This window comes from Aureimonas ureilytica DSM 18598 = NBRC 106430, from assembly GCF_000382705.1.
GTDB lineage: Bacteria > Pseudomonadota > Alphaproteobacteria > Rhizobiales > Rhizobiaceae > Aureimonas > Aureimonas ureilytica.
In genome coordinates this window covers 142855-168287 of the sequence record NZ_ARQE01000008.1, presented here as the reverse complement: position 1 = coordinate 168287, position 25433 = coordinate 142855, and the positions used below count along the sequence as shown (strand labels likewise).

Genomic DNA, 25433 nt, shown 5'->3' with positions numbered 1-25433 from the left:
CCTTTTGCCAGGACCCGATCGCGGCGAGAAACGCGCCCTCGCGGCCTTACTGGCCGAACAGCCAGGCGAAGCGCGACTTCGTGCTCGGAGCGTCCATGCGTTCCACCACGACGAGCTGGCGGATCTCGCCGCGCCGGAAGGCGGCGAGGAAGCGCTTGTAGTCGCGGAACGAGACGCAGCCGTTGGAATCGCCGCCCTTGCCGAGCATGTAGGTGTGGGCGAGAAGGCCGTTGCGGTTGAAAATCTTGCGCTCGCCCCCGACCGGCGTCAGGCGGAGGGCCTGCACCCCATGGAACAGGCTTTCGCGTAAGGACAGCTTGTAGGTGTGGGGCGGTGTCGGCCCGCGATTCTTCTGGTGAACGAAGCGCGGGTTGTCGCGCATCTTCCCGAGGCCGGAATGGGCCTCCAGCCGCTCGCCGTTCGGCAGATACACGGTCGCCGCCGTGATGTCGTAAATGGCGGTCCCGGCGCCGAGCTTCGGGCGCAGCGTCGGCGCGTCGACGGCGGACGGGTCGATCCGCAGCGCGCCGGCGTCCGGCCTCGCATAGGCCATGACGGGGCTCGGCGCTTCGGTGCGCGGGGGCGCGACGACACGGCGTGGCGCGGCCGAGCGGCGAGGCGGGGCGGAGGCCGCGTCGTCGTCCTCGTCCTCGTCCTCGTCGCCGGTATCGGGTTCTGCGGGCGTCGCGCTGCGCTGAAGGAGGGGGCGGAAGGTCGGTTTGGGCACCACCAGCGCCGCGAGCTGCGCGTCCGCATCGGCGTCGGCCTTGGCGCTCTCGGCGGTCTCCTTCGCTGCGGCGTCGGCGAGGTCCGGCTGCTGGCTCGCGACCCTGGCTTCCGCAAGAGCCTCATCCTCCGCCACCGCCTCGGCGACCTCGTCGGAGGCGGGAAGGAGCGGCGAGAACCGCGTCGCGGCGGTGAGATCCGGCCGGTCCAGCCCATGCAGGGCCTCGGCGATCGCCGTCCTGTGCAACTCCGTCGAGGGCGCGATCAGCCGCGCGACGCGCCCGCCCCCGAACGCCCCCGCGTCCGGCTCCTGGCTGTTCGCGGCGGCAAGGGCGGCGGCGGGGGCCGGCGGCGCCTCGGCCCGGTGGCGCGGCGCGCGCCGCACGCGCGAGGACTTGGCGGCGAGCGGGCTCGGCGTCTTGGCGAGCGTCAGGCTGCCCATGGCGCGGGTGAGATCGACGGTCGCGGCCGGGTCGAGCCCTTCGCCGCCGAGCGCGAAGAGGGTCGGCATGGCGGCGGCCGCCAGCGTCAGGAGAAGCGCTGCGGCCGATCCGGTCCACAGGAACCCCCGGAAGAGCCGGCCCGAGCCCGCCTTGCGCGGCGCGGCGCGCGCCCGCGAAGGGGCCAGTCCGATATCGGCGGAAAACTCGAGGGTCATGAACGGTCCGGCGGAACGGGTGCGAGCGGGCGTCCGTCGCGAAGCCGGAGGGTCCCGGCGGCGCGGCGCGCGGGAACAGGATGCGCATTTATGGTTACCAATCTCCTACGGCCCCCTTTCCGTCGGTCGCGCCCTTCTCCCGGCGCGGTCCGGCGAAAGTGAGGTGGAGGTGGCCGATCCGGGCGGGCGGCTCGTCCGGCCCCGCGCCCGTTCCCGCGCACGGCCGAGCTTTGGGACGCGCTCGGCGCGGCGCTTCAGACGGCCCGCGCCGACCGCTTCCGATCCGCCGGATCGGACGCAATTGGATGCGCCGCGACGTCGGGGCGTCGTTTCGTCAGGCCATCAGGTCGCGAGGCTCTCGCGCAGCCGGTTCTTGCGGATCTTGCCCGTGCTGGTGCGCGGAAGGTCGTCGACGATCTGGAAGGTCTTGGGCACCTTGAAGCGCGCGAGCCGCGCTTCGCAATGGGCGCGAAGCTCGCGCTCAATCCCCTCGACGCCGGGCTTCAGGATGACGAAGGCGTGGCCGACCTCACCCCATCTCGCGTCCGGCACGCCGAGAACGGCGGCGGCGAGGACGGCGGGATGCTCGGTGAGGGCGAACTCGATCTCGGCCGGATAGACGTTCTCGCCGCCCGAAATGAACATGTCCTTGCGCCGATCGACGATCGTCACGAAGCCGTCCGCGTCGCGCACCGCGATGTCGCCTGTGCGCAGCCAGCCGTCCGGCGTGAAGGCGCTGTCGCGCTCGTTTGCCCGGTTCCAGTAGCCGGGCGTCACGTGCAGGCCCTTGACGATGATCTCACCGGCCGTCCCGTCCGGCACGTCCCGGCTCTCGGCATCCACGATACGGATGGCGGTCGCCGGACCCGCCTGCCCGACCGCCCCGGCATGGGCCGCAATCAGCGCGGGGTCGAGCGGCATGCCGAGGATCGTGCCGGCCTCGGTCATGCCGTAGCCGTCCACCATCGCGACGCCCCGGCCCAGCCACCAGCGGATATTGGCGGGCGGGTTCGGCCCGCCGCCGGTGAAGAGCGCCTTGAGCGACCAGTTTTCGGGGGCAAATCCGTCAGCCTCGCGCAGCGCCGCCGCCATTTGCGGGACGCAGAAGTAGTGGGTGATCCCCAGCGCGCGGTCGGCGAGCCTTGCATTGGTGGTGGCGGGGTCGAAACCCGGCGAGACCAGCACCATGCCGCCCTGGAGAAGCGGCGGCCAAAACGAGGTGACGAGGCCGATCACGTGGAACATCGGGGACTCGGCAAGGAACACCGAGTCCGACGTGACATGGCCGAGCACGCCGAAATTGACGCCGGTGAAGAACAGCGTCTGCGGCGTCAGGATCACGCCCTTGGGCGTGCCCGACGTGCCGGACGTGTAGAGAATGACGCAGGGCTCGCCGGCATCGCGCGCCGGGCCGCGCGGGGCCGGCTCGGCCGCCTCGCAGCGCGCAGTGAAGGCGCCGACCTCCAGCACACCAGCGCCCTCCGGCGGGGTGAAGCCGACAGCCGCGCCATCAATGAGGATCAGCGCCGGAGTGCAGTCAGCGAGGATCGCGTCCAGCTCGGCTGGGGCGAGACGCCAGTTCAGCGGCGTGAAGATGACGCCCGAGCGCAGACATGCCTTGAGCACGATCGCGAGATCGGCCGAGTTGCGGGCGATGGCGGCGAGCCGGTCTCCCGGCCTGAGGCCGAGAGCCCCCAGCGCGGCGCAAGCGCGCCCGATCACCTCGTCCAAGGCTTTGTAGGTCCAGCGCCGCCCGGTCGCCAGATCGACAAGGGCGGTCTTCTCCGGGCGCGCCTGCGCGTGCAGGCCCACCGGATCGGGGGCAAGCCAGTCTTGCATAGGATTGGGTCCTCCCTCCCAGTCGAACCGATGAACAGCGAACCGACAGACAGCGAACCGTCGTCAGCCCTGCGTCCGGGCCTTGTCGTAGGCGCCGAGACCCGGCTTGTAGGCCTTCTCGTCGATGAACTGGCGGATGCCTTCCTTGCGGCCTTCATTGTCGAAGGAATTGGCGGCCTCCTGGGCGCGCACGAGGTAATCCTCGGCCTCGTCATAGGCCATGATCCCGACGCGGCGCACGGCGTCCTTCGTGGCTTTCAGCGCGACCGGGTTCTTGGCGAGCAGCACCTTGGCCACCTCCGTCACCCGCTCCTTCAGGCGCTCCAGCGGCAGGCTCTCGTTGACGAGGCCCCATTCGGCGGCCTTCTTGCCATCGATCGGCTCGCCGAGCATGGCGTGATACATGGCCTGCCGAAAGGGCATCAGCTCCACGGCGACCTTGGTGGCCCCGCCGCCCGGCAGGATGCCCCAGTTGATCTCCGACAGGCCGAACTTGGCCTCGTCGGCCGCGAAGGCCAGATCGCAGGCGAAGAGCGGGCCGTAGCCGCCGCCGAAGCACCAGCCGTTGACCATCGCGATGGTCGGCTTCTGATACCAGCGCAGGCGCCGCCACCAGCCATAGCTCTCGCGCTGGCTCTGGCGCACGCCGGCCAGACCCTTGGCCTCGGTCTCGCGGAAATATTCCTTGAGATCCATGCCGGCCGTAAAGGCGCTGCCCTCGCCGGTGAGCACGAGGACGCCGACATCCGCGCGGAACTCCAGCTCGTCCAGGACCTCCCTCATGCGCCGGTTGAGCGCCGGGCTCATGGCGTTGCGCTTTTCGGGCCGGTTGAAGCGCACCCAGGCGATGCCGTCAGCGATTTCGGCGGTGACGATATCGGCGGTGTTCACGGTCTCGCTCATGGGCGTCGTGTCCTCGGTGAATGTCGGAATGTCGAAAGAGACGTGAGGCCGGTTCAGATCGGAAAATGGCCGGGTTCGGTCTCCACCGTGATCCAGCGCAGCTCGGTGAACTCGGCAATGCCGGCCCGACCGCCGAAGCGCCCGTAGCCGGACGCCCCGGTCCCGCCGAAGGGCATCTGCGCCTCGTCATGAACCGTCGCGCCGTTCACATGGCAGATGCCGGAGCGGATCTGCCGCGCGACCTTGAGGCCGCGCGCGGCGTCCCGCGTGAAGACGGAAGCCGAGAGGCCGTATTCGCTGTCATTGGCGATGCGGATCGCGTCCGCCTCGTCCCGCGCGCGGATCACCGCGACGACCGGGCCGAAGCTTTCCTCGGAATAAAGCCGCATGTCGGAGGTCACGTCCGTCACGACGTGGGCGGGCACGAGCACGCCCTCCGCCTCCCCGGCCGCGACCACGCGCGCGCCCTTGGACACGGCGTCCTCGACCAGCGCGTTCAGCTTGTCGGCCGTCTTCACGTCCACCACGGCGCCGAGCGGCGTTGCGCCCTTTCGCGGATCGCCCGCCGCGAGCGTTCGCGCCTTGGCGGTGAACTTCTCGACAAAGGCGTCGGCCACGGCATCGACCACGATGAGGCGCTCGGTCGACATGCAGATCTGGCCCTGGTTGAAGAAAGCGCCGAAGGCGGCGGCCTTCACGGCTTCATCGAGATCGGCGTCTTCGAGAACCAGGAGCGGCGCCTTGCCGCCGAGTTCGAGCACGCAGGGCTTGAGGTTCTGCGCGGCCCGCACGGCCACGATGCGCCCGACCGCGGTGGAGCCCGTGAAGTTGACGCGGCGCACGGCCGGGTGGTCGATCAGCGCGCCGACGACCTCGCCCGCATCCTCCGGCGCGTTGGTGACGAGTTGCACGAGCCCGTCCGGCAGGCCGGCCTCGGCCAGCGCCTCGACGATCAGCCCATGCGTGCGCGGGCACAGCTCGCTCGCCTTGAACACCACGGCATTGCCGCAGGCGAGCGGCGTCGCCAGCGCCCGCACGCCGAGGATCACCGGCGCGTTCCAGGGCGCGATGCCGAGCACGACGCCTGCCGGCTCGCGAATGGCCATGGCCAGGCACCCCGGCTTGTCCGAGGGAATGACCTCGCCCGAAACCTGCGTGGTGAGCGAGGCGGCCTCGCGCAGCATGGAGGCGGCGAGCATCACGTTGAAGCGCGCCCAGCCTTCCGTCGCGCCGATCTCGGCCATCATGGCGGCGACGAAGGCGTCGCCCTTGGCGGCGAGCGCGTCGGCGGCCTTCAGGAGCGCGGCGCGGCGGGCGTTCGGCCCGAGCGCGGCCCAGGCGGGCATCGCCTTGGCGGCCGCATCGACGGCGGCCCGCGCCTCCGCCGGCGTCTGCGCGGGCGCCTCGCTCGCGACCTCGCCGCTGATCGGGTTCATCCGGCGAAACTGGTTTGCGGTGGCACTCATCCGGTCTCCTCCCCAGACATCCGAGGCTCTTCGGAGCCCTCGGATATTGCTATTGGAAATAGCGATTGACTGCTATATTCCATAACGGTATTCCTCTGACAAGAGGTCGATTTCGACGGCGGAGCGCGAGCGGGAATGACATCGAGGAGAGGCCGGATCGAGCTGACGACGCGCCCCGAGCTGGACGATCTCCTCGGCTATCACCTACGCCGCGCTTCGATCCTTGATCTGGCGGGCTTCGCGGAGGCGCTCGGCGACGAGATCAAGCCGGTCGCCTTCACGGTCCTGTGCCTCATCGACGAGACGCCGGGCATCACGGCGGCCGAGATCGGCCGGCAGGCGCGGCTCCAGCGGGCCAATCTCGCGCCCATGCTGGCGGAGTTCGACGGGCGCGGGCTGATCGAGCGGCGTCTCGATGCCGAGGATCAGCGCATCCAGCGCCTGCATCTCAGCCAACTCGGCGCGCGGGCCGTGGCGGACTGGCGCGAGCGGGCGCTGGCGCAGGAGGACCGCACCTTCGGCACGCTGACATCGGATGAGCGCGAGACGCTTCGCGGGCTTCTGTCGCGCATCTGGAAGGACGTCTGACGCAGGGCGCGCGCGCGGCCTGACGAGGCCGCCGCGACCGAGCCGTCCGAGGACACGGTTCACGAGGCTCCAGCCCGCCGATGGAGGCGGCATTCGCGGGAAAGCGATGCCGGCGGCGGGCCGGGCGAACGCATGACAGCCGCATCAGCGGCCTCTGGGAGGAGACGATCATGACCACAGCCACCCATGCCCATGGGGGGACACGCGCGCTCGCGCTCGTGTTCCTCGCCGCGATCATCGAAGGCTTCGACCTTCAGGCCGCCGGCGTCGCCGCGCCCAAGCTCGTGCCCGCCTTCGGGCTGGTGCCCGATCAGATGGGGCTGTTCTTTTCGGCCGCGACCTTCGGCCTCGTCTTCGGCGCGCTCGGCGGCGGCGTGATCGCCGATCGCTGGGGGCGGCGCACCGGCCTTGCCCTGTCGCTCGCCGTGTTCGGCCTGTTCTCGATCGGTACGGCCTTTGCCGGCACGTTCGAGCATCTCGTTCTCATGCGCTTCCTGACGGGCATCGGTCTCGGCGCGGCGCTGCCCAATCTCATCGCCATCGCGGCCGAGTCCGTCTCGCCCGAGCGGCGCGGCCGGGCCGTCGCCTTCATGTATGCCGGCGTGCCGCTCGGCGGCGCTTTGGCGAGCCTCGTCGCGATGATGGGCCTGCATGACGACTGGCGGTCGATCTTCGTGGTCGGCGGCATCCTGCCGCTTCTCCTGATCCTGCCGCTCCTGAAATGGATGGCGCCGTTCCGCGTGACGCGGGCTGCCAAGGGCTCGGCCCGCCGCCGCGACGTGCTTCTGGGCGGCGGCGCGATGGCGCAGACGCTGCTCCTCTGGACCGCCTTCTTCTTCGGCCTCGTCGTCGTCTATCTCCTCCTCAACTGGCTGCCGCAGATCCTCGTTTCGCTCGGCTTTGCCCGGGACACGGCGTCCCTGGTCCAGATCGTCTTCAATATCGGGGGGTCCGCGGGCGCGATCCTCGGCGGCCGGTTCCTCGACAGCCGACGGCCCGCCCTGTCGGCCGCCCTGTGCTTCGGCGGGCTGATGCTGGCGATCGCGCTTCTCGCCATGGTGCCGGCGGGCAATGTCGCGGCGGCGCTCGTCACCGGGGCCTTTGTCGGCGCGACGCTGATCGGCGTGCAGGCGCTGCTCTACGGCATCGCGCCGCAATGCTACCCGCTCGAGGTGCGCGGCGTCGGCGTCGGCCTGGCCGTCTCGGTCGGGCGCTTCGGGTCGATCGCCGGCCCGCTCTTCGCCGGCTGGCTTCTGGCGAGCGGCATGGGCCCGCAGCAGCTCCTCTACGCGCTGCTGCCGATCGCGGCCCTTTGCGGCGCGACGACGGTCGCCCTCATCCTCGGCCGAAACCGCGTCGCCGCGCCCCTCGCCGCCTGAAGGCGCTTGCGAGCCGCGCCCTTTTTCGGGGCGCGGCTTTCTTCGTTCATTCGAGTCCAGAAGGAAGGAAACGCCCCGGCGGTTCTTGCCTCGGGCGCCTCGCCCGGCGATCGCCGGCCGCCGCTGCGAGGCCCGGTCGGCGAAGGCGGCGATGCATCGGACGACGTCATGGGCTTCGGGCGTGAAGGTCGCGCCCCTGAAGACATGGAAAGGCGCCGGGATAGTCGCGATACGGACATTCGACCTGCGCACGCTTGCGGGGCCGCCTTGTTTCACGAGCGAGAGATCCGCTGATCCTGGTCCTGCCCGTCCTACGCCGACCGAGCGTTCAGGCCGCCTCCCGGCGCCCGATCTTGTTGCGATACATGTCGGCGTCGGCCGCCGAGAGGAGATCGTCCAAGGTCCAGGGATCGTGCCAGATCGCACATCCAAGGCTGGCTCTGACGTGGACGGCCCGGCCGACCAGGAGAGCGTCGCGATCCATCAGCCGTTGCAGGCTGGCCCGTCGCTCGTGAAGGTCGTTTGGCGACGACAAGCGCAGCAACGCCACGAACTCGTCGCCGCCGATGCGCGCCACGACCTCGCCGTCCGAGAGGGCCGCCTGCAGCGTGTTCGCGACGTGGCAAAGGACGGCGTCGCCCACCCGGTGCCCATAGGTGTCGTTGATCGACTTGAACTGGTCGATGTCGATCAGGGCGAGGCCGAAGGCCTCGTCGGCCTCGCGTCCATGATCGATCGCCGCCTCGACCTCGCGTTCCAGACCTCTGCGGTTCATCACGCCGGTGAGAGGGTCGAGGACGACCGCCCGGGCGAGCTCGGTCTCGATCGCCTTGCGCTCGGTGATCTCGACGCAAACGCCGACGATCCGCACGACCCGCCGGGACGTCGGCTCGACCACCGGCGTCAGCGTCGTCCGCAGCCATTTCGGGGAAACATCCGAACCCACCTGCTCGTCATATTCCATGAGATCGGCGCTGGCGACGCATGTCGAGAAGCGCGCGATGATGGGCGCGGCCAGATCGGGTGGCACGCAGTCCTCGATGCGCCGGCCGGCGACCGCAAGGGCGTCCACACCGACGACCCTCGCATCGGCGGCGTTGATGGCCACGAGCCGAAAGACGCCGTCCGGCTCGACATCGACGACGAAGACGGGAACGCCGATCAGATCGATGTCTACGCTCGTCATGGGCCGCTCCCGTCAACAGACCGACACTCTCGATAATTTCCCTTACGGAACCCTTTATGCGCGGACTGGGGACGCGCAAAGGCGCCCTTAACCAGACCGATCGAAAGCGCGAGCGCGGGTTCGACGGTTCCGGCGAAAGGAAGGGACCATTAGTTTTCCTGTGGTTTCTCTCGAGCGACGCCCGGCGGAGCGGCGGATGGAGCATGCGAGCGATGATGCGGATGACGGTGTCGCGGAAACTGATCGGCCTGACGATGCTCTGCGTCGTCGCCATGGCCGCCGTTGTGGCGGTGCAGCTGAAATTCCTGAGCGATCAGGTCTGGAGCGATCGCAATCTCTATCTGAAGGCGCAGGTGGATTCCGCCTGGTCGATCCTCGACAGCCTGGAGAAGCGCTCGCAGGCCGGCGAATTCGACCACGCCACCGCCGAGGCGATGGCCAAGGCCGTGCTGCGCCCCGTGCGCTTCAACAACAACGATTACCTGTTCTTCCACGATTACGAGGGTCGTCGCGTCCTGTCGCAGGACCCGTCCGAGGAAGGCTCCAGCGCCTGGGACCGCAAGGACGCGCGCGGCAATCTCTATATCCAGACCATGATCGCCCATGCCCGCGCCGGCGGCGGCTGGACCGATTACGACACGACCCGCACCGGTCAGGACGGCCTGTTTGCCAAGCGCGGCTATTCGCGCGCCTTCGAGCCCTGGGGCTGGTCGGTCTCGACGGGCATCTATGTCGACGACGTCAATGCGGTGATCCAGGCCGGCGCCCTGCGCGCGGGGCTGTGGAGCCTGCCGGGCGTCGCGCTGATCCTCGTGGCCGGCTGGGCGCTCCATCGCGGCATCCGCCGCCCGCTCCAGCAGTCCATCGCCATGGCCAGGGCGATCGGCGAGGGCGACCTTTCGACCTCGGTGGACGTTCGCGGCAGCGACGAACTGGCCGATCTGCAGCGCAGCATGGCGGAGATGAGCCGGCGCCTTCGCGAGATCGTCGGCGGTGTCCTCGCCTCGTCGGCCAGCGTCGCGTCGGGGTCGACCCAGTCCTCCGCGACGGCCGATCAACTGTCCTCGGGCGCGACCGAGCAGGCGGCGGCCTCCGAACAGGCTTCGGCGGCGGTGGAGGAAATGTCGGCCAACGTCCGACAGACCGCCGAGAACGCCGCGATCACCGAGCGGATGTCGGTGGACGCGTCCCGTCAGGCGGCCGAAACGGGCGAGGCCGTGCAGCAGTCGACGCAGGCCATGCGCACCATCGCCGAGAAGATCGCGGTGGTGCAGGAGATCGCCCGCCAGACCGATCTTCTGGCGCTGAACGCCGCGATCGAGGCAGCTCGCGCCGGGCAGCACGGCAAGGGCTTCGCGGTGGTTGCCTCCGAGGTTCGCAAGCTCGCCGAGCGGGCGCAGAGCGCCTCGCGCGACATCGGCGATCTCTCGACGCGCACGCTGGCGGTCGCCGAAGACGCGGGCGCGCGGCTGCAGCGCCTCGTGCCCGATATCCGCCGCACGGCCGAACTGGTGTCGGAAATCTCGGCGGCCTGCCGCGAGCAGTCGGTCGGCGCCTCGCAGATCAGCCAGGCGATCGTGCAGCTCGATCAGGTGACGCAGGCCAATGCCGGCGCGGCGACGCAGATGGCGGCGACCGCCGGCCAATTGTCGAGCGAGGCGCTGCGCCTGAACGAGCGCATGGAGTTCTTCCAGCTCGGCGAGCCGGCCGCGCATCGCTCGGAAGGTCAGGCCGCAGGGCGTTCCGGGACCGGGGACGAGGCACCGGCCCGCCCCGAGCGGCGGATCGAGCGGATGGCGGCCTGAGCGCCGCTTCCCTTTCCCCAATGAACAACGGGCGCCCGAAAGGACGCCCGTTTCTCGTTTCGACTCTCAATGCGGCGAAGGCGGCTAGAGAAGCGTTCCGTGTAGAACCAGAAGCGCGACGCTGAAGTAGATCACGAGGCCCGACACGTCGACGAGCGTCGCGACGAAGGGCGCCGAGGCGCTGGCGGGATCGAAGCCGAGGCGCTTCAGGATGAAGGGCAGCATGGAGCCGGCGAGCGAGCCGAAGGTGACGATGGCCACCAGCGCGAGGCCGACCGTCAGCGCGATCAGGACCCAGTAGGGGCCGTAATCGTAGATGCCGGCCTTCTGCCAGACGGCGATGCGGGCGATGCCGATGAGGCCGAGGAAGGAGCCGAGCGCGGCCCCTGTCGGCAATTCGCGCAAGGCGACGCGCCACCAGTCCTTCAGCCGCAATTCGCCGAGCGCCAGGGCGCGGATGATGAGCGAAGTCGCCTGGCTGCCCGAATTGCCGCCCGAGCTCATGATCAGCGGAATGAAGAGCGTCAGCACCACGGCGCGCTCCAGCTCGTCCTCGAAATGCTGCATGGCGCTCGCCGTCAGCATTTCCGACAGGAACAGGACGGCGAGCCAGCCGGCGCGCTTGCGCAGCATCTCCAGGAAGCCGATCTGCGTATAGGGCTGGTCGAGTGCTTCCACGCCGCCGAACTTGTGCGCGTCCTCGGTCGAGGCCTCGACCATGGCGTCGATCACGTCGTCCACCGTCACGATGCCGAGGACATGCCCCTTCTCGTCCACCACGGGGATGGCGAGGAGATCGTGCTCGGAAATGAGGCGCGCGAGCTCCTCGCGGTCGGTTTGCGGCAGCACCGAGACGGGCGTGTCGTAGCGCGCGACGGAGCCGACGGGGGCATGAAGATCGCCCGAGATCAGCCGGCGCAGCGAAACCGCCCGCTCCAGCCGGCGGCTCGTCGGGTTCACCACATAGATCGCGTAGATCGTCTCGCGCGCGCTTTCGACCTCGCGAAGGTGCTTCAGCGTTTCGCCGATCGTCCAGGTCGAGGGCACGGACACGAATTCCGTGGTCATCAGACTGCCGGCGCTGCCCTCGGGATGGGTCAGGAGCGAGGCGACGATCCGGCGCGTCTCGTTCGTCAGGAGCGACAGGAGCTGTTCGCGCGGGGGCTCCTCCATGTCGCGGAAGAGATCGGCCAGACGGTCCGCCGCCATGGCGTCGAGGATCGACGCGGCCTTGGAGGCGTCGAGCGCGAAGAGAATGTCCTGCGGCTCGTCCAGCGAGGGATGGTCGAAGACCTCGGCGGCGATCTCGAGCGGAAGCCGCGCGGCCAGGAAGGCGGCGGCCTCGCTGGAGAGCTCGTTCAGCTTGGCGACGATGTCGGCGACATGCCGGCCCCGGAACGCCTCGGCGTCCCTGGCCAGCTTGTTCAGGAAATCATGTTCGGAAATGTCATGCATGGGCTCGCTCCGGGACGCCGCGCGGGCCCGACGCAAGGCGGCGCCCTAGTGCAGGGCGCCGTGCGGCAAGACCGGACGCGGCTGCGTCAATCGACTGTCACTGTCGCTTGGCATGTGAGTGTCTGGGTCCGATTTCGTCCGGAGGACTGAAGCAAATCCGGCTCCGGATGGCGGCCCAGTGCCACTTCTCGAAGTCGTGATCAAGCCGACTTTGCGCACTGCGGGAAAATAGTCTGCGACGATCGGATCGGGAGGAAATGGGAGGCCAGGCCTTCGGCACGCCCCTGTCCCACCATCCGCCAACATACCGTCGCCCATGCCGGAGCTTCTCGACGGCTTTGGATCGCGCGTTGCCCCGACGGCTCACACATCCGGGCTGGCGGGCCATCCTCGCAAAGGAAGGATCAAGTAGTAAGTATATATTACAATGAGTAGCCGCATAAATTTATGGTAATCATTACATGTTCCATTCCTCGAGACAGGTTAAAAATTCCATCTGCCTGGAAGGCGCGCCACTCGATGAAGATATCCATATCGCAGAAGTTGAATCTGATAGCCCTCATATCCCTTCTGGGCATCTGCAGTGTCATGGGATTTGGATTGAAAACAATCCGTGATTCCCTCTGGGAGGGTCGTGAGACCCAGCTGAGAACGCAGATTGAAACGATTATCAGTACTGTGGATGCTTTTCATGCGGCTGGTGTCGATGGTCGCATGAGCATGGAGGCGGCCGAGGAAGCTTCCAAGAATGTCATCCGCAGCGCGCGCTACGCGGGATCGGAATATTTCGTCGCTCTGGATGCCGATGGCACGCGGGTTGCCCACCCCAAACCTGAGATGGAGAAGACAAACGGATTGCAATCCAAGAATGCAGGTGATGTCGATAACACGAGACGCCTGCTCGCGGCCGGCCAGAACGGCGGCGGATTTGTCAGCTACCAGTACCCACGGCTCAATCAGACGGAACCCAGTCCGAAGCTTGCCTTCGCCGCCAAGTCGAAAGGCTGGGGCTGGATCGTACTGACAGGCGTTTATACGGACGATTTGACCGCCGCCTTCAAGCAGCAGGTCTGGTATGTGGGCAGCATATTTGCGCTGATTACGTTGATCGTCGGATTCACCGCCTGGGCGATTTCCCGTAATATTTCGGGCGGAATTCAGGTGGCCCTCGCATCCATCAAGGCGGTTGCGGCAGGAAATCTCTCACGCGTGCCGACGGTGAAGCGAAGCGACGAGGTCGGCGATCTGATCCGCGAGAGCGGAACGATGGTGGAAAATCTCCGCGGGATCGTATCCGACGTGCGCCTGTCCGCGGCCCAGGTGGCAGCCGGATCGAACGATTCCGCGACGACTGCCGAACAATTGTCGTCAGGCTCCACCGAACAGGCAGCAGCGAGCGAGCAGACATCCTCTGCGATGGAAGAAATGTCTGCGAACATTCGTCAGACAGCCGACAACGCGTCGCATGCCCAAAGGGCGACGGAACTTGCGAGCGATCTGGCCCGCGATGTCGCAACGGCAGCGGATCGATCGGTCCTAGCGATGGAAAACGTCGTCCATAGAGTCAAGATCGTGCAGGAGATCGCTCGCCAAACGGATCTCCTGGCCTTGAACGCTGCGATCGAAGCTGCGCGCGCCGGTCAGCATGGCAAGGGTTTTGCCGTGGTCGCCTCCGAGGTCCGCAAGCTTGCCGAGCGCTCTCAGGAAGCTGCCGTGGAAATCGCACATATCTCCACGCAAACCCGGCAACTTTCGTCGGCGTCGAGTGTGAAACTGGCTGAGCTGGTGCCTGCGATCGAACGATCCGCCAAGCTGGTCAACGAGATCTCATCCGCATGTCGGGAACAATCCGTTGGCATCGAGCAGATCAATCAAGCCATCATACAGCTCGATCAGGTCACGCAAGCGAACGCCGCTGCATCCAACGATATGTCGGAAACGGCAGAGCGTCTGTCGCAAGAAGCGAGAGAACTCAGGAGCCGCACCAATTTCTTCACGATGGAGGGGAGTGGGGAAGAAGACGATCGCGAGAATGGGCATCTGACGTCTCAGGTCAGCCCTAGCCCCTCCCCGGCAGCGCAGACGCCGGCAGGAAATCCCAAGGACGATCCCTACCTCGACGAAAGGGAAAGATACGACTTTCGCGAAGTCGGAGGAGGGCGTTCCTGAGGATTACGAATCGCTCACCGGACTCCCTAGGCGGGAGGCGGGGCGGTGTCGGGGTCGGGCTGCAGCTAGGGCCCGTCAGCGCCTGCCCCCATCGAAAGCGGGGGCGAGGCCGAGGAGGCTTCGGGGAGATTGCGCAGATCACGTTTCAAAGCCTCGGCGCGATCCGGCGACCAGCCGGCCGGATCGCTTACGGCGATCCAGGCGTCCACATAGTCCTCGGGCGCGTAGACATGGCCGTGTCCCATCGGCGTCGTGGTCGCGAGGATCATGTCGAGGCCGAGCTGGAAGAAGGTGATGATCGGGTACCAGCGAAGCTCGGCGGACACATCGGACGCGCGCGGCTCGGCGAACCAGTCCGGCGCGCGCCAGGCGGAACCCACTTCGAAGAAGGTGATGGGGTCGCTGGCATATTGCAGGAACACGATCCGCAGGGGCCCCCACGGCGCGCTCGCCTCGTCCAGGCTGTTGGACGCGCCCGTGAAGCGGATCACCGACCCGTCGCGAAAACGCGGCGCCCATGCAGGCGTGCCGGGGAGGCGTTCCCCGACCGCTTGTCGCCATGTGCGGCTGGGAAACGGCGGGCCGCTCCAGAGCGCCCCGTGGAACGGATCGCCGATGACGTCGTAGAGGTCCACCGACAGATCGGAGTTGAGGGCCCCGAGGCTGAGACCGTGAAGATAAAGGCGCGGGCGGTCATTCTTCGGCAGGCTGCGCCAATGGTCGTAGACCCGGTCGAACAGACGCTCCGCCGTATCGGCGCCGTAGGTCGGCTCGACCATCAGCGCGAGCCAGCTTGCGAGATAGGAGTACTGGACCGCCACCGTCGCCACGTCGCCGCGATGGAGATACTCGAGCGGCATCTGGCTGGCCGGGTCGAGCCAGCCCGTTCCCGTCGGGGTCGCGACCACGAGCACCGAGCGCTCGAAGGCGCCGACGCGCAGCATCTCGCGGAAGGCCAAGTCGATACGCTCCTCGATGCTGGGAGCCGAGTTCAGCCCGACATAGACCCGCAACGGCTCCTGCGCCGGCTCGCCCGTGACCCGCTCGATGTCAGCGGCCGTCGGACCCGCCGCGACGGCGCGCCGTCCCATCCGCCCAAGATCCTCCCAGCGCAGCAGCGAGGCCGCGCTGCCGGTCTTGCGTGGGTCGGACGGCTCTTCGAGCCCATCGTCCACGAGTTCGTCGAGACGGGCATAGCTGGAATCGAGCGCCCGGATGCCCGTTTCCAGCACGACGCCGCTGCCCAGTCCCCAAAACAGGAGTGCGGTCAGGACGAAGCCCGACAGCACGGAAAGGCGGCGGGGTGCCACACGGTCGATGAGGTCGGCGGCAAGACGCGCCGTGGCGCGAAACAGCCGGGCCAGCGCGAGGCAGACGAGCGCAACGACGGCCGCCACGGTGCCCACCAGCAGCGGCCGGGCGCTTTCCACCGGGTCGAGCCCCATCGGCAGGCGGACGGAGTTCTGCCATTCCGAGGCCTGCCAGAGAAACAGGGCGGCGATGCCGATGCAGCTTGCGGCGGCCACGCCCTTCATCCAGCGGCCCAGCCGCCCGTCTTCGACGTTCGGCAGGTCGAGGAAACGCCAAAAGGCGCGCAGCATCGCCCCGAGCCCGTAGCCCACGGTAAACACCAGCCCGGACAACGCGCCCTGGAGCAGCGCGTCGCGAGGCACGAGGCTGGGCGTCAGCGACCCGGCAAAGAACAGCGTGCCGAGCCAGAGCCCCGTGCCGCAGAGCGAACGCACGAAGCGCCGGGCCGCATCGCGCAGGATGTCCGGCATCGCCAGCGCGGGGACGCTCACGCGCGCGCGCCGACCTCGGGCGCCTTGCGCTGCGCGGTCTCGCGCAGCGTGCGGTCGGCATAGGTGCCCTGCAACGCCTCGCGCCCGCCATGGGCGTAGAGATCGAGCAGCAAGGCGCTGTGGATGAAGGCGAGATGGCTGAAGGCCTGCGGGAAATTGCCGAGGAAATGGCCTTCCTCCGCGACCTCCTCGGCGAAGAGACCGACATCGTTCTGGAGCGCGCGCAGCGCCTCGAAGCGGGTGCGCGCCTCCTCCTCGCGGCCGAGCCAGAGAAGGGCGTCGACCAGCCAGAAGGCGCAGATCAGGAACGTGCCCTCGTGGCCCGGCAACCCGTCGTCGTTGCGATAGCGGTAGACGAGATGGCCGCGACCGAGCTCGTCGATGATGCGATCGACCGTGCGCTCGAACACCGCCTCGTCCACGGGAAAGCCGACCATGGGCGCGATCAGGAGCGCGGCGTCGACGTCGTTCGAGCCGATATATTGCGGGTAGAAGCCTTGCCTATGGACGGCCTCGCCGTTGATGCGCTCCACGATCCGGTCGCGCTCGCGGCACCAGTCCTCACGCTCGCCGAAGAGGCGGATCGCGCGGTCGAGCGCCACCCAGTTCATGATCGCGGCGTGGAGATAGTGCTCCTCGGGCTTGCGCGGCTCCCAGAGGCCGGCGTCCTTCTCGTGCCAGTGGGCAGCGGAGAAGTCGGCGAGCGCGACGGCCTGTGTTCGTGCCTTGTCGTCCAGCGTCCCGCCGAGCCGGTCGTAGAGGTAGAGAAGGTCGAGCACCTGACCGTAGGCGTCGCTTTGATGCTGCTCGGCCGCCTCGTTGCCATGGCGCACCGGGCGGCTGCCGCGCCAGCCCTCGAAATGCGCGATCTCGTGCTCGGTGAGGTCCGCCTCGCCCTCGATCGCGTAGAGCGGCTTCAGCCCGCCGCCCTCGCGTTCGGCGAGCGACATCATGAAGCCGAAGAAGGCCTCCGCCTCGTCCACCATGCCGAACTTCTTGAGGACGTAGAAGGACAGGCAGGCGTCGCGGATCCAGCAGAAGCGGTAGTCCCAGTTGCGGATGCCGCCGATCTCCTCGGGCAAGGAGGTCGTGGCCGCCGCGATGATGGCCCCGCTCGGCTTGTAGGTCAGCGCCTTCAACGTCAGGGCCGAGCGCAGGAGTTCGTCGCGCAAGGGCCCGTCATAGGCGGCGTCGGTGCTCCAGTTCACCCAGGCCCTTCGAGCCATGTCCATGAGGTCGTGCGGCGGACAGGGCCAATCGGCCTGCGTACCGTCCGGAAACAAGGCGAAGGCGACCTCCTCGCCGGCCTTCAGCATGAAGTTGGCGAGGGCACGACCGTCCTCCAGCCGGAACTCGCCGGGCATGCCGCGCTCGATGCAGACGATCCCCTCGCCCTCGATCCGGCCGGGCGACAGGCTCAAGTCGCCGAAGGCTTCGGCAAACCCCTCGAGCGGGCGATAGGAGACCTCCAGGCGAACCTCGCCCGCACTCGCGGCGACGATGCGCACCAGCGAGGGCATCGTCTCGTCGGGGCACGGCGCCAGCATGAAGTCGTGGATTGTCAGCGCGCCCGTCTTGGTCGTGAAGTTGGTCTGGAGGATGTTGGTGTGGGGCAGGTAGAGCCGTTCGGTCTCGAAGGAGCCTTCCGGTCGGACGGCAAACCAGCCGCCGCGCCCGGCATCCAGAAGCCGCGAAAAGGTCGGTGCGTCGTCGAAACGTTCGAGACAGGCCCAATCGATCGATCCGTCCCGCGCGACCAGCGCACAGCCATGACAGTTGGAAAGGAGAGCGTAGTTCTCGATCGCCTGATAGGGCCGCTCGCATGTTCCGGACATCCACACTCCTTCTCGACTGCCCGACCGCGCCGGCTTCCCCGAGAACTCGTCATGTCGGATGAAGCACCGGCCTTCGCCGGCGACCTAGCGCCCGTTTCGGCTTCAGCTATGAGCGGCGGGGGTCACACAGTGGTGAAGCGCACGGCGTCGCGCGATCCACCCGCTGCGGTTCGATCGTGCTGAAACGGGCGTCGTTTCTGCCGCCCTGAAGAATGCCTCGATCCTCTTGGCGCGGCGCGGGGCCGGGCATGAGCGGCGAACAGGCGAACGGGCGGACGGCGACAGGGGCTCACCGATGTCGGGCGGCAAGCCTTGCGGGGGGTATCGGCGGGGGCGACGCGGAGCGTTCCGCGCTGCCCCCGCCCCATGTCCTTACGACGCCACCGGCTCGATGCGGGCGAGCGGGGTGCCGGCGTCCTGGTAGCCGTCCTTCACGAGAATGCGCAGGCGGCCGGCTTGAGAAGCGGTGACGTTGGTTTCCATCTTCATGGCCTCCATGGAGACGAGAACGGCGCCCGCCTCGACCGTGTCGCCCTCCGCGAAGCGCCACGCCTGGAGCGTTCCGGCGACGGGCGCGAGGACGGCATCGGCGTCGCTCGCGGCCCCCCCGGCGGGCGCGGCGACGGCTCCGGCGTTCGGGGCGCTGAAGCTCGAAGCCACCGAGGCCGGGAGGCCGAGAAGGACGCGCCGCCCGTCGATCTCGACGGGGAAGCGCAGCATGGGCTCGGCGGAAACCGGCTCGGGCCGCGTCTGTTCGGCCAGCGTGTCCGCGAAGTCCGTCTCGATCCAGCGCGTGTGGACCTCGAAACCCTCTTCGGCCGTGAAGGCCGGGGCCTCCAGAACCGCGCGATGGAAGGGCAGAACGGTGGAAACGCCCTCGATCGCGAACTCCCGCAGGGCGCGGCGGGCGCGGGCGAGCGCTTCGTCCCGCGTCGCGCCGGTGACGACGAGCTTGGCGAGCATGGAATCGAAGGCGGGGTGAACGCGCGATCCGGCCTCGACGCCCGCGTCCAGCCGCACGCCCGGGCCCGACGGCGGGTCGAAGCGCGTCACCTTGCCGGGCGTCGGCAGGAAGCCCCGGCCGGGGTCTTCGGCATTGATGCGGAATTCGATCGAGTGGCCGCGCGGCGCGGGGACCTCGGCGAAGGACAAGGGCAGGCCGTCCGCGATGCGGAACTGCTCGCGCACGAGATCGATGCCGGTGGTCTCTTCCGTCACCGGATGCTCGACCTGAAGCCGGGTGTTGACCTCGAGGAAGGAGATGATGCCGTCGCGCCCGAGCAGGAATTCCACCGTGCCGGCGCCGGTGTAGCCGGCATGGGCGCAGATGGCGCGCGCCGCCTCGTGGATGCGCGAGCGCTGGTCGTCGGTGAGGAAGGGCGCGGGCGCTTCCTCCACGAGCTTCTGGTTGCGCCGCTGGAGCGAGCAGTCGCGGGTGCCGAGCACGGCGACATGGCGGTGCCGGTCGGCCAGAACCTGCGCCTCGACATGGCGCGGCCGGTCGATGAAGCGCTCCACATAGCACTCGCCGCGCCCGAAGGCCGCGACCGCCTCGCGCACGGCCGACTCGTAAAGCTCGGCCACTTCCTCCATCGCCCAGGCGATCTTCAGGCCGCGCCCGCCGCCGCCGAAGGCGGCCTTGATGGCGATCGGGAGGCCGTGCTCCCTTGCGAAGGCGACGACCTCCTCGGCCGAGGACACCGGGCCGTCACTGCCGGCAACGAGGGGCGCGCCGACTTCGGCCGCGATGCGCCGTGCCTCGACCTTGTCGCCGAGCGCCTCGATCACCTGCGGATCGGGGCCGATCCAGGTGAGGCCCGCGTCGATCACGGCCTTGGCGAAGTCCGCGCGCTCCGACAGGAAGCCGTAGCCGGGATGGACCGCGTCGGCCCCTGCGGTCTTCGCGATGGCGATCAGCTTGGCGCCGTCGAGATAGGTGTCGGCGGGCTTGTCGCCGCCCAGCGCATAGGCCGCGTCGGCGGCGCGCACGAAGGGCGCGTCGCTGTCGGCATCGGCATAGACGGCGACCGAGCCGAGGCCCGCGTCCCGGCAGGCGCGGATGATGCGCAGGGCGATCTCGCCGCGATTGGCGATCAGGACGGTCTTCATGGCGTGTCCTTCGATGGGGTGGGCGCGATCTCGGCAAAGGGGCGGATCGCGCGGAAACGGATGCGGGCGCGGACGGGAATCTGGCCCGCGAGATCGAGATGATGTTCGGCGACCGTCGCGATCACCGGATAGCCGCCGGTCAGCGGATGATCGGCCAGGAACAGGACCGGCTGGCCGCTATGGGGCACCTGGATGGCGCCGGTCGCCGTGCCCTCGCTCGGCAACTCGCCCCGGTCGAGCTTGGCGAGAGGCGCTTCGCCTTCCAGCCGGAGGCCGACGCGGTTCGACTGCGGCGTCACCTCGAAGCTCTGCTCCTCCAGACGCGCGATCGCCTCGGGCGTGAACCAGTCCGTGCGCGGCCCCATCACGACGTCGAGCGTCACGGTCTCGCCCGGCGCGGGGCACTGGAAGGGCGGCGGCACGGGGGCTCCGACGGCGCCCCGGATCGCCTCGCGTTCCGGATCGGCGCGCAGGACATGGCCGGCGAGAACCGAGGGCGGCCCGACATGGGCGAGCGTGTCCGTGCTGGCGCTGCCGAGAACCGGTGAGACGAGAAAGCCGCCGCGCAGCGCCAGATAGGAGCGCAGGCCGGCCGCCGGATGGCCGAGCGCGAGAACGTCGCCGGGCTCGAGCGCGAGGGCCTGCCCGCTCTCGGCGGGCAGCGAGCGGCCGTCCGCGTCGGTCAGCGTGAGGGGCGCGGGCGCGCCGGCGAGCGCCACGATGGCCCGCTCGCGCGCCTTCATGCGGAAGCCGCCGCCGGTGATTTCGAGAACGGGCGCGTCGGTGCGGTTGCCGACGAGCCGGTTGGCCGCGCGCATCGCCCCGGCGTCGAGCGCGCCCGAGGCCGAAACGCCCTGCCGCGTTTCGCCGAAGCGCCCGCGATCCTGAAACAGGGCGGGCATGGGGGCGGCGAGCACATCGAGCCCCCCTTCCCCGCCCTCGCCCGCGTCGCTCGGGCGGGCGCGCGCGGCCTCGGCTTGCGCAAGGCGAGCGGCCTCCGCGGCGTCGATCGGCACGAAGCGAACCCGGTCTCCCGGCTGGAAGAAGGCGGGCGGCGAGCGCGTGAGGTCCCACATGGGCACCGGCGTCGTGCCGATGATCTGCCAGCCGCCGGGGCTCGCCTGCGGGTAGACGCCCGAGAAGGGGCCGGCGAGCGCGACGGAGCCCGGAGGAATGCGGGTGCGCGGGCTTTGCCGGCGCGGCACGTGCAGCGCCTCGTCGCCGCCGACGAGATAGCCGAAGCCCGGCGCGAAGCCGGAAAAGGCGACCGTGAATTCGCAAGACCCGTGGCGGCGGATCACCTCCTCCACGGTGAGGCCAGTGAGGCGCGCCACCTCTTCGAGATCCTCGCCGTCGTAGACGGTGGGCACCTCGACCAGCGCGCCCGGCCGCTCCGCGCGCACGGAGAGATCGCGCTCGCGGAGCGCGGCGGCGAGCGCCTCGGGCGCGACGAGATCGGGCTGGAAGCGGATCATGAGGGTGCGCGCGGCCGGCAGCACCTCGTCGACGCCCGCGATCGGTTCGGCCTGCAGCGAGGCGAAGAGCGCGAGCGTTTCATCGAGATCGGCGAGTTCGACCAGGATCACCCGAAGGCTGACCGGCAGGATGCGCATGGCGAAACCTCAGACGTGATAGGCGGCGTCGGGAATGTCGGTGACGAACATGTGCCCCGGCGAATGGGTGATGGCAAAGGGCACGCCCGACGCCATCACGGCGGCCTGGGGAGTGACGCCGCAAGCCCAGAAGACCGGAACCTCGCCGGGCTCGATGCGCACGGGATCGCCGAAATCGGGCCGGGCGAGATCGCGGATGCCCAAACGCTCGGGCGCGCCGACATGAACCGGCGAGCCGTGAACCGCCGGGAAGCGACCCGAAATCATCGCGGCATCGGCCACGCGCTCGGGCGCGATGGGGCGCATGGAGACGACGAGATTGCCCTTCAGGCGCCCCGCCGGGCGGCAGGGCTGGTCGGTCAGGTACATCGGCACATTGGTGCCGTCGGTGATGTGCCGGACGTCGATCCCGGCCTCGACCAGGGGCGTCTCGAAGGTGAAGGAACAGCCGATCAGAAAGGCGACGAGATCGGAATGCTCGGCCCAGGCGGCGCTGGCATCGGCGACCTCCTCGGCGAGCTTGCCGTCGCGCCACACGCGATAGAGCGGCAGGTCGGTGCGCAGGTCCGCGCCGGGCGCCAGCAGCGTGGAAACCGAGCCGGCATCCGTGACGTCCAGCACCGGGCAGCTCTTCGGATTGCGCTGCGCATAAAGGAGAAAGTCGAAGGCCCAGTCGCGCGGCAGAACGATCATGTTGGCCTGCGTCAGGCCGGGCGCGACGCCGGCCGTCGGCGCGACATGGCCGGCGCGATAGCGAAGGCGGGCCTCGCGCGCGCTCTCCAGCTGCGCCGTCGTCGCGACGGCGCTCATGCCGGGGCTCCCGCGAAGCCGCGGATCGCGATCCCCTCGCGCTCGAAGGCCTCGCGCACCGCGCGCGCGATGGCGACGGCGCCGGGGCTGTCGCCGTGAACGCAGATCGAGCGCGCGGCAAGGCGGATCGTCGAGCCGTCGATGGCGGTCAGCGTGCCGTGCTTTGCAAGCTGCACCATGCGCGTCGCGACGAGCGCCGGGTCGTGGATGACGGCGCCGGGCTCGCGGCGCGAGACGAGCGCGCCTTGCGGCGTGTAGGCACGATCGGCGAAGGCTTCGGCGACGGTGGCGAGCCCCGCCGCCTCGGCCTGGGCCAGGATCGGCGCGCCGGCGAGACCCATGAGGATGAGCGTGGGATCGGCGAGCTTGACGCCCTCGATCACCGCGCGGCCCTGCTTGGCGTCGCTCGCGATGCGATTGTAGAGCGCGCCATGCGGCTTGACGTAGGTGACGCGGGTTCCCGCCGCGCGGGCGAGACCCTGAAGCGCGCCGATCTGGTAGACGACATCGGCCACGAGTTCGTCATGGGCGACGTCCATGTCGCGCCGGCCGAAGCCGACGCGATCGGGATAGGAGACATGCGCGCCCACCGCGACGCCCCGGTCCGCCGCCTCGTGCAAGGTGCGCAGCAGGCCGCCCGGGTCGCCTGCGTGAAAACCGCAGGCGATGTTGGCGCTGGAGACGATGGACAGCATCGCCTTGTCGTCGCCCATGGCCCAGGCGCCGTAGCCCTCGCCGAGATCGCTGTTGAGATCGATCGTGGTGGTCATGCGGGTCTCTCCCTGGCTCACATGGAAAGGAAGGCGAAGATGGGGCCGATCGACTTGTAGCCCATCCACCAGGTCAGGGCGCAGGTGAGGACGCCGAGCACCGTCAGCCACAGGGGGTGGCGATAGCCTGGCATGAGGTCCGGCCGCGCCCAGGCGGCGTAGATGAAGATGGTGAGGCCGATCGGCAGGATCAGGCCGTTGAAGCCGCCGACGAAGATCAGGAGCGCCGCCGGGGCGGTGCCGATCGCGATATAGGCGAGCAGCGAGACGGCGATGAAGACGACGGTCGACCAGGCGCGGCCGCGCTCGGTCAACTTGGGGTTGAACGTGTTGAAGAAGGTGACGGACGTGTAGGCCGCGCCGATGACGCTGGTGATGGCCGCCGCCCAGAGCACCACGCCGAAGAGGCGCAGGCCGAGTTCGCCGGTCGCCGCGTAGAAGGCCTGGGCCGCCGGGTTGGCCGCCTGACCCGACAGGTCGAGCGTGACGCCGCCCGCGACGACGCCGAGCACGGCGAGGAACAGGACGAAGCGCATGACGCCGGTGACGGCGATGCCCGTCAGGGCGGCGCGGGTCACGGGGCCGAGATTTTCGACGCCCACCGTGCCCTTGTCGAGAAGGCGGTGCGCGCCGGCATAGGTGATGTAGCCGCCCACCGTGCCGCCGACGATCGTGGTGATCGTGGCGAAATTGATCTGGTCGGGCCAGACCGTCTGGCGCAGCGCCTCGCCGACCGGCGGGTTGGACGTGATGGCGACGAAGAGCGTCAGCGCGATCATCAGGATGCCGAGCACGATGATGATGCGGTCCACCGCCATGCCGGCGCGCTTGGACGAGAAGATGCCGATGGCGATGAGCGCCGAGAGGGCGCCGCCGACCTTTGGATCGAGCCCGACCAGCGCGTTGAGGCCGAGGCCCGATCCCGCGATATTGCCGATGTTGAAGATCAGGCCGCCGAAGATGACGAGCACGGCCAGGAAATAGCCGGCGCCGGGGATCGCGGCATTGGCGATGTCGGAAGCGCGCATGCGCGTCACCGCGACGATGCGCCAGATGTTGAGCTGCACGACGAAGTCGATCAGCACCGAGGCGAGGATGCCGAAGGCGAAGGCCGCGCCCATGGTCGCCGTGAAGGAGGCGGTCTGGGTGATGAAGCCGGGGCCGATGGCGGAGGTCGCCATCAGGAACACGGCGGCGGTGAGCGAGGATCGGCGCGCGGCGGCCGTCTCGACGAGGCTGGGCGAGGCCGGCGAGGCCTTGGACCCGGACGTGGCGGGATTCATCGTCATTCTCCTCCGGTGGCGGTGCACGCTCGAAAATTGAGGCCGAATTGCGGCCTCAGACTGCGCTCGATGAACGATGCAGTCAATATTGTTCAACGATTTTTGCATTCCTGTTCTGCAATTTGTGGAGAGCTTGAGCGCATCGCCTGCGGTTTGAGCAGGGTTCTGACGTGGCCTTGCGCATTTCGCGCCTTTGCCGGCTCGGCTTCGCGTTCGGGGGCTTGAAGCGCGTCCCGGCTTGGCCGATGGTCCGCAGCGATTCGAGAGATGGGTTTCGGGACGAGGTTTCGGGACGGATCGGGGAGTGACGATGGCGGCGCGGGCGATCAGGAAGCGCTGCGGGATCGACCGCAGCGGCGTTTTCGGTTGAACGGCGCCGGGCTCTCCTCGCCGTCCTTGACGGCTCGTATCGCCGCCGCGCTGCGCGATCAGTTGATCGCCGGCGAGCTGAAGCCGGGCGAACGCTTGTCCGAAGCCGCCCTGGCGGCGCGGTTCGACGTGTCGCGCAACACGCTGCGCGAGGCCTTCCGCCTTCTGACCAAGGACGGTCTGCTGCGGCACGAGCCCAACCGGGGCGTCTTCGTCGCCGTGCCGTCCGCCGCCTCGATCCTCGACATCTACCGGGTGCGCCGTCTCCTGGAATGCAAGGCGCTGGCGCGGGCCTATCCCGGCCATCCGGCGGTGGCGCGGATGCAGGCGGCGGTCACGGAAGGGCGCGCGCGGCGCGAGGCGCGGGACTGGCAGGGTGTCGGCAGCGCCAATATGCGCTTTCATGCCGCCGTGGTCGATCTTGCCGACAGCCAGCGCCTGTCGGATTTCTTTGCGCAGGTCGCGGCCGAGCTGCGCCTCTGCTTCGGCCAGTTGCACGACCCCGAGCTGCTCCACGTTCCCTATATCGAGATGAACGCCGCCATTCTCGCCGATCTCGAAGCCGGGCGACCCGAAGCCGCGAGCCAGGCCATGGAGCGCTATCTCACGCAATCCGAGCGCATGATCCTGGCGGCGCTGGCGCGCGCCTCGCGGATCGACGGATGACG

The 25433-nt window shown here is 68.8% G+C and carries 17 protein-coding genes and 1 pseudogene; 5 read left to right on the top strand and 13 right to left on the bottom strand.

The genetic code is table 11. The features are described 5' to 3' along the window. Positions 1–46 precede the first annotated feature (46 nt). The 4 genes from B146_RS29110 to B146_RS0117135 form a co-directional block, all read right to left on the bottom strand. Positions 47–1384, bottom strand: a complete 1338-nt coding sequence (locus B146_RS29110) for a DUF2778 domain-containing protein (protein WP_019997704.1) — start codon at positions 1382–1384, stop codon at positions 47–49. A 342-nt stretch (positions 1385–1726) separates the two neighbouring features. Then, positions 1727–3223, bottom strand: a complete 1497-nt coding sequence (locus B146_RS0117145; protein WP_019997703.1) for an AMP-binding protein — start codon at positions 3221–3223, stop codon at positions 1727–1729. A gap of 63 nt (positions 3224–3286) precedes the next feature. Next, positions 3287–4126, bottom strand: a complete 840-nt coding sequence (locus B146_RS0117140) for a p-hydroxycinnamoyl CoA hydratase/lyase (protein WP_019997702.1) — start codon at positions 4124–4126, stop codon at positions 3287–3289. A gap of 53 nt (positions 4127–4179) precedes the next feature. Beyond that, complete coding sequence (locus B146_RS0117135) at positions 4180–5592, bottom strand: aldehyde dehydrogenase (protein ID WP_026358693.1); 1413 nt, start codon at positions 5590–5592, stop codon at positions 4180–4182. 135 nt (positions 5593–5727) lie between these two features. Here B146_RS0117135 and B146_RS26450 point away from each other — a divergent pair, with 135 nt between their 5' ends. Together B146_RS26450 and mhpT are read left to right on the top strand one after the other, a co-directional pair. Further along, complete coding sequence (locus B146_RS26450; protein ID WP_019997700.1) at positions 5728–6180, top strand: MarR family winged helix-turn-helix transcriptional regulator; 453 nt, start codon at positions 5728–5730, stop codon at positions 6178–6180. Between the two features lie 170 nt (positions 6181–6350). Beyond that, positions 6351–7559: a 3-(3-hydroxy-phenyl)propionate transporter MhpT gene (gene mhpT, locus B146_RS0117125; RefSeq protein ID WP_040408710.1), complete on the top strand. Its 1209-nt coding sequence runs from the start codon at positions 6351–6353 to the stop codon at positions 7557–7559. A gap of 328 nt (positions 7560–7887) precedes the next feature. Here mhpT and B146_RS0117120 read toward each other — a convergent pair whose 3' ends face one another. Next, positions 7888–8745: a sensor domain-containing diguanylate cyclase gene (locus tag B146_RS0117120; protein ID WP_019997698.1), complete on the bottom strand. Its 858-nt coding sequence runs from the start codon at positions 8743–8745 to the stop codon at positions 7888–7890. Between the two features lie 203 nt (positions 8746–8948). Between B146_RS0117120 and B146_RS26445 the strand changes: the two genes are divergently transcribed. Continuing rightward, positions 8949–10550 carry a methyl-accepting chemotaxis protein gene (locus tag B146_RS26445; protein ID WP_162141952.1) on the top strand — a complete coding sequence of 534 codons (1602 nt, stop codon included), beginning with the start codon at positions 8949–8951 and terminating at the stop codon, positions 10548–10550. Positions 10551–10634: 84 nt separating this feature from the next. Here B146_RS26445 and mgtE read toward each other — a convergent pair whose 3' ends face one another. After that, positions 10635–12005 (bottom strand): magnesium transporter, encoded by a 1371-nt coding sequence (mgtE, locus tag B146_RS0117110; protein WP_019997696.1) that lies wholly within the window; start codon positions 12003–12005, stop codon positions 10635–10637. A gap of 633 nt (positions 12006–12638) precedes the next feature. Here mgtE and B146_RS27915 point away from each other — a divergent pair. Then, a pseudogene (locus B146_RS27915) lies at positions 12639–13847 on the top strand (cache domain-containing protein); the annotation flags it as partial. A 392-nt stretch (positions 13848–14239) separates the two neighbouring features. On the opposite strand, the gene B146_RS0117100 reads toward B146_RS27915, so the two are convergent. The 7 genes from B146_RS0117100 to B146_RS0117070 all read right to left on the bottom strand — a co-directional run bounded on the left by B146_RS0117100 (position 14240) and on the right by B146_RS0117070 (position 24402). Next, complete coding sequence (locus B146_RS0117100; protein WP_040408707.1) at positions 14240–15955, bottom strand: alpha/beta hydrolase; 1716 nt, start codon at positions 15953–15955, stop codon at positions 14240–14242. A 17-nt stretch (positions 15956–15972) separates the two neighbouring features. After that, on the bottom strand, positions 15973–17811 hold the full coding sequence (locus tag B146_RS0117095) for a glycoside hydrolase family 15 protein (RefSeq protein WP_019997693.1): 1839 nt from the start codon (positions 17809–17811) through the stop codon (positions 15973–15975). Positions 17812–18183: 372 nt separating this feature from the next. After that, a complete protein-coding gene (locus tag B146_RS0117090) occupies positions 18184–19920 on the bottom strand; it encodes an acetyl/propionyl/methylcrotonyl-CoA carboxylase subunit alpha (protein WP_019997692.1) in 1737 nt (578 codons plus the stop codon). Then, positions 19917–21533: a 5-oxoprolinase subunit B/C family protein gene (locus tag B146_RS0117085; RefSeq protein ID WP_019997691.1), complete on the bottom strand. Its 1617-nt coding sequence runs from the start codon at positions 21531–21533 to the stop codon at positions 19917–19919. The genes B146_RS0117090 and B146_RS0117085 overlap by 4 nt, the downstream gene beginning before the upstream one ends. 9 nt (positions 21534–21542) lie before the next feature. Further along, a complete protein-coding gene (locus B146_RS0117080; RefSeq protein WP_019997690.1) occupies positions 21543–22343 on the bottom strand; it encodes a putative hydro-lyase in 801 nt (266 codons plus the stop codon). Then, a complete protein-coding gene (locus tag B146_RS0117075; protein ID WP_019997689.1) occupies positions 22340–23113 on the bottom strand; it encodes a LamB/YcsF family protein in 774 nt (257 codons plus the stop codon). Before B146_RS0117075 ends, B146_RS0117080 begins: the two co-directional genes overlap by 4 nt. 17 nt (positions 23114–23130) lie before the next feature. Next, positions 23131–24402, bottom strand: coding sequence for an NRAMP family divalent metal transporter (locus tag B146_RS0117070; protein WP_019997688.1), 1272 nt, complete (start codon positions 24400–24402; stop codon positions 23131–23133). Positions 24403–24762: 360 nt separating this feature from the next. Here B146_RS0117070 and B146_RS0117065 point away from each other — a divergent pair, with 360 nt between their 5' ends. Then, positions 24763–25431 carry a GntR family transcriptional regulator gene (locus B146_RS0117065; protein WP_019997687.1) on the top strand — a complete coding sequence of 223 codons (669 nt, stop codon included), beginning with the start codon at positions 24763–24765 and terminating at the stop codon, positions 25429–25431. The last annotated feature ends 2 nt before the right edge of the window (positions 25432–25433 follow it).

Excerpts from the sequence above, each read along its gene's own strand:
- B146_RS0117090 (WP_019997692.1), bottom strand. The coding sequence starts at position 19,920 with ATGAAGACCGTCCTGATCGCCAATCGCGGCGAGATCGCCCTGCGCATC.
- B146_RS0117100 (WP_040408707.1), bottom strand. The coding sequence starts at position 15,955 with ATGCCGGACATCCTGCGCGATGCGGCCCGGCGCTTCGTGCGTTCGCTC.
- B146_RS26450 (WP_019997700.1), top strand. The coding sequence starts at position 5,728 with ATGACATCGAGGAGAGGCCGGATCGAGCTGACGACGCGCCCCGAGCTG.
- mgtE (WP_019997696.1), bottom strand. The coding sequence starts at position 12,005 with ATGCATGACATTTCCGAACATGATTTCCTGAACAAGCTGGCCAGGGAC.
- B146_RS26445 (WP_162141952.1), top strand. The coding sequence starts at position 8,949 with ATGCGAGCGATGATGCGGATGACGGTGTCGCGGAAACTGATCGGCCTG.
- B146_RS0117080 (WP_019997690.1), bottom strand. The coding sequence starts at position 22,343 with ATGAGCGCCGTCGCGACGACGGCGCAGCTGGAGAGCGCGCGCGAGGCC.
- B146_RS0117085 (WP_019997691.1), bottom strand. The coding sequence starts at position 21,533 with ATGCGCATCCTGCCGGTCAGCCTTCGGGTGATCCTGGTCGAACTCGCC.
- B146_RS0117075 (WP_019997689.1), bottom strand. The coding sequence starts at position 23,113 with ATGACCACCACGATCGATCTCAACAGCGATCTCGGCGAGGGCTACGGC.
- B146_RS0117145 (WP_019997703.1), bottom strand. The coding sequence starts at position 3,223 with ATGCAAGACTGGCTTGCCCCCGATCCGGTGGGCCTGCACGCGCAGGCG.
- B146_RS0117140 (WP_019997702.1), bottom strand. The coding sequence starts at position 4,126 with ATGAGCGAGACCGTGAACACCGCCGATATCGTCACCGCCGAAATCGCT.
- B146_RS0117070 (WP_019997688.1), bottom strand. The coding sequence starts at position 24,402 with ATGACGATGAATCCCGCCACGTCCGGGTCCAAGGCCTCGCCGGCCTCG.
- B146_RS29110 (WP_019997704.1), bottom strand. The coding sequence starts at position 1,384 with ATGACCCTCGAGTTTTCCGCCGATATCGGACTGGCCCCTTCGCGGGCG.
- B146_RS0117095 (WP_019997693.1), bottom strand. The coding sequence starts at position 17,811 with ATGTCCGGAACATGCGAGCGGCCCTATCAGGCGATCGAGAACTACGCT.
- B146_RS0117135 (WP_026358693.1), bottom strand. The coding sequence starts at position 5,592 with ATGAGTGCCACCGCAAACCAGTTTCGCCGGATGAACCCGATCAGCGGC.
- mhpT (WP_040408710.1), top strand. The coding sequence starts at position 6,351 with ATGACCACAGCCACCCATGCCCATGGGGGGACACGCGCGCTCGCGCTC.
- B146_RS0117120 (WP_019997698.1), bottom strand. The coding sequence starts at position 8,745 with ATGACGAGCGTAGACATCGATCTGATCGGCGTTCCCGTCTTCGTCGTC.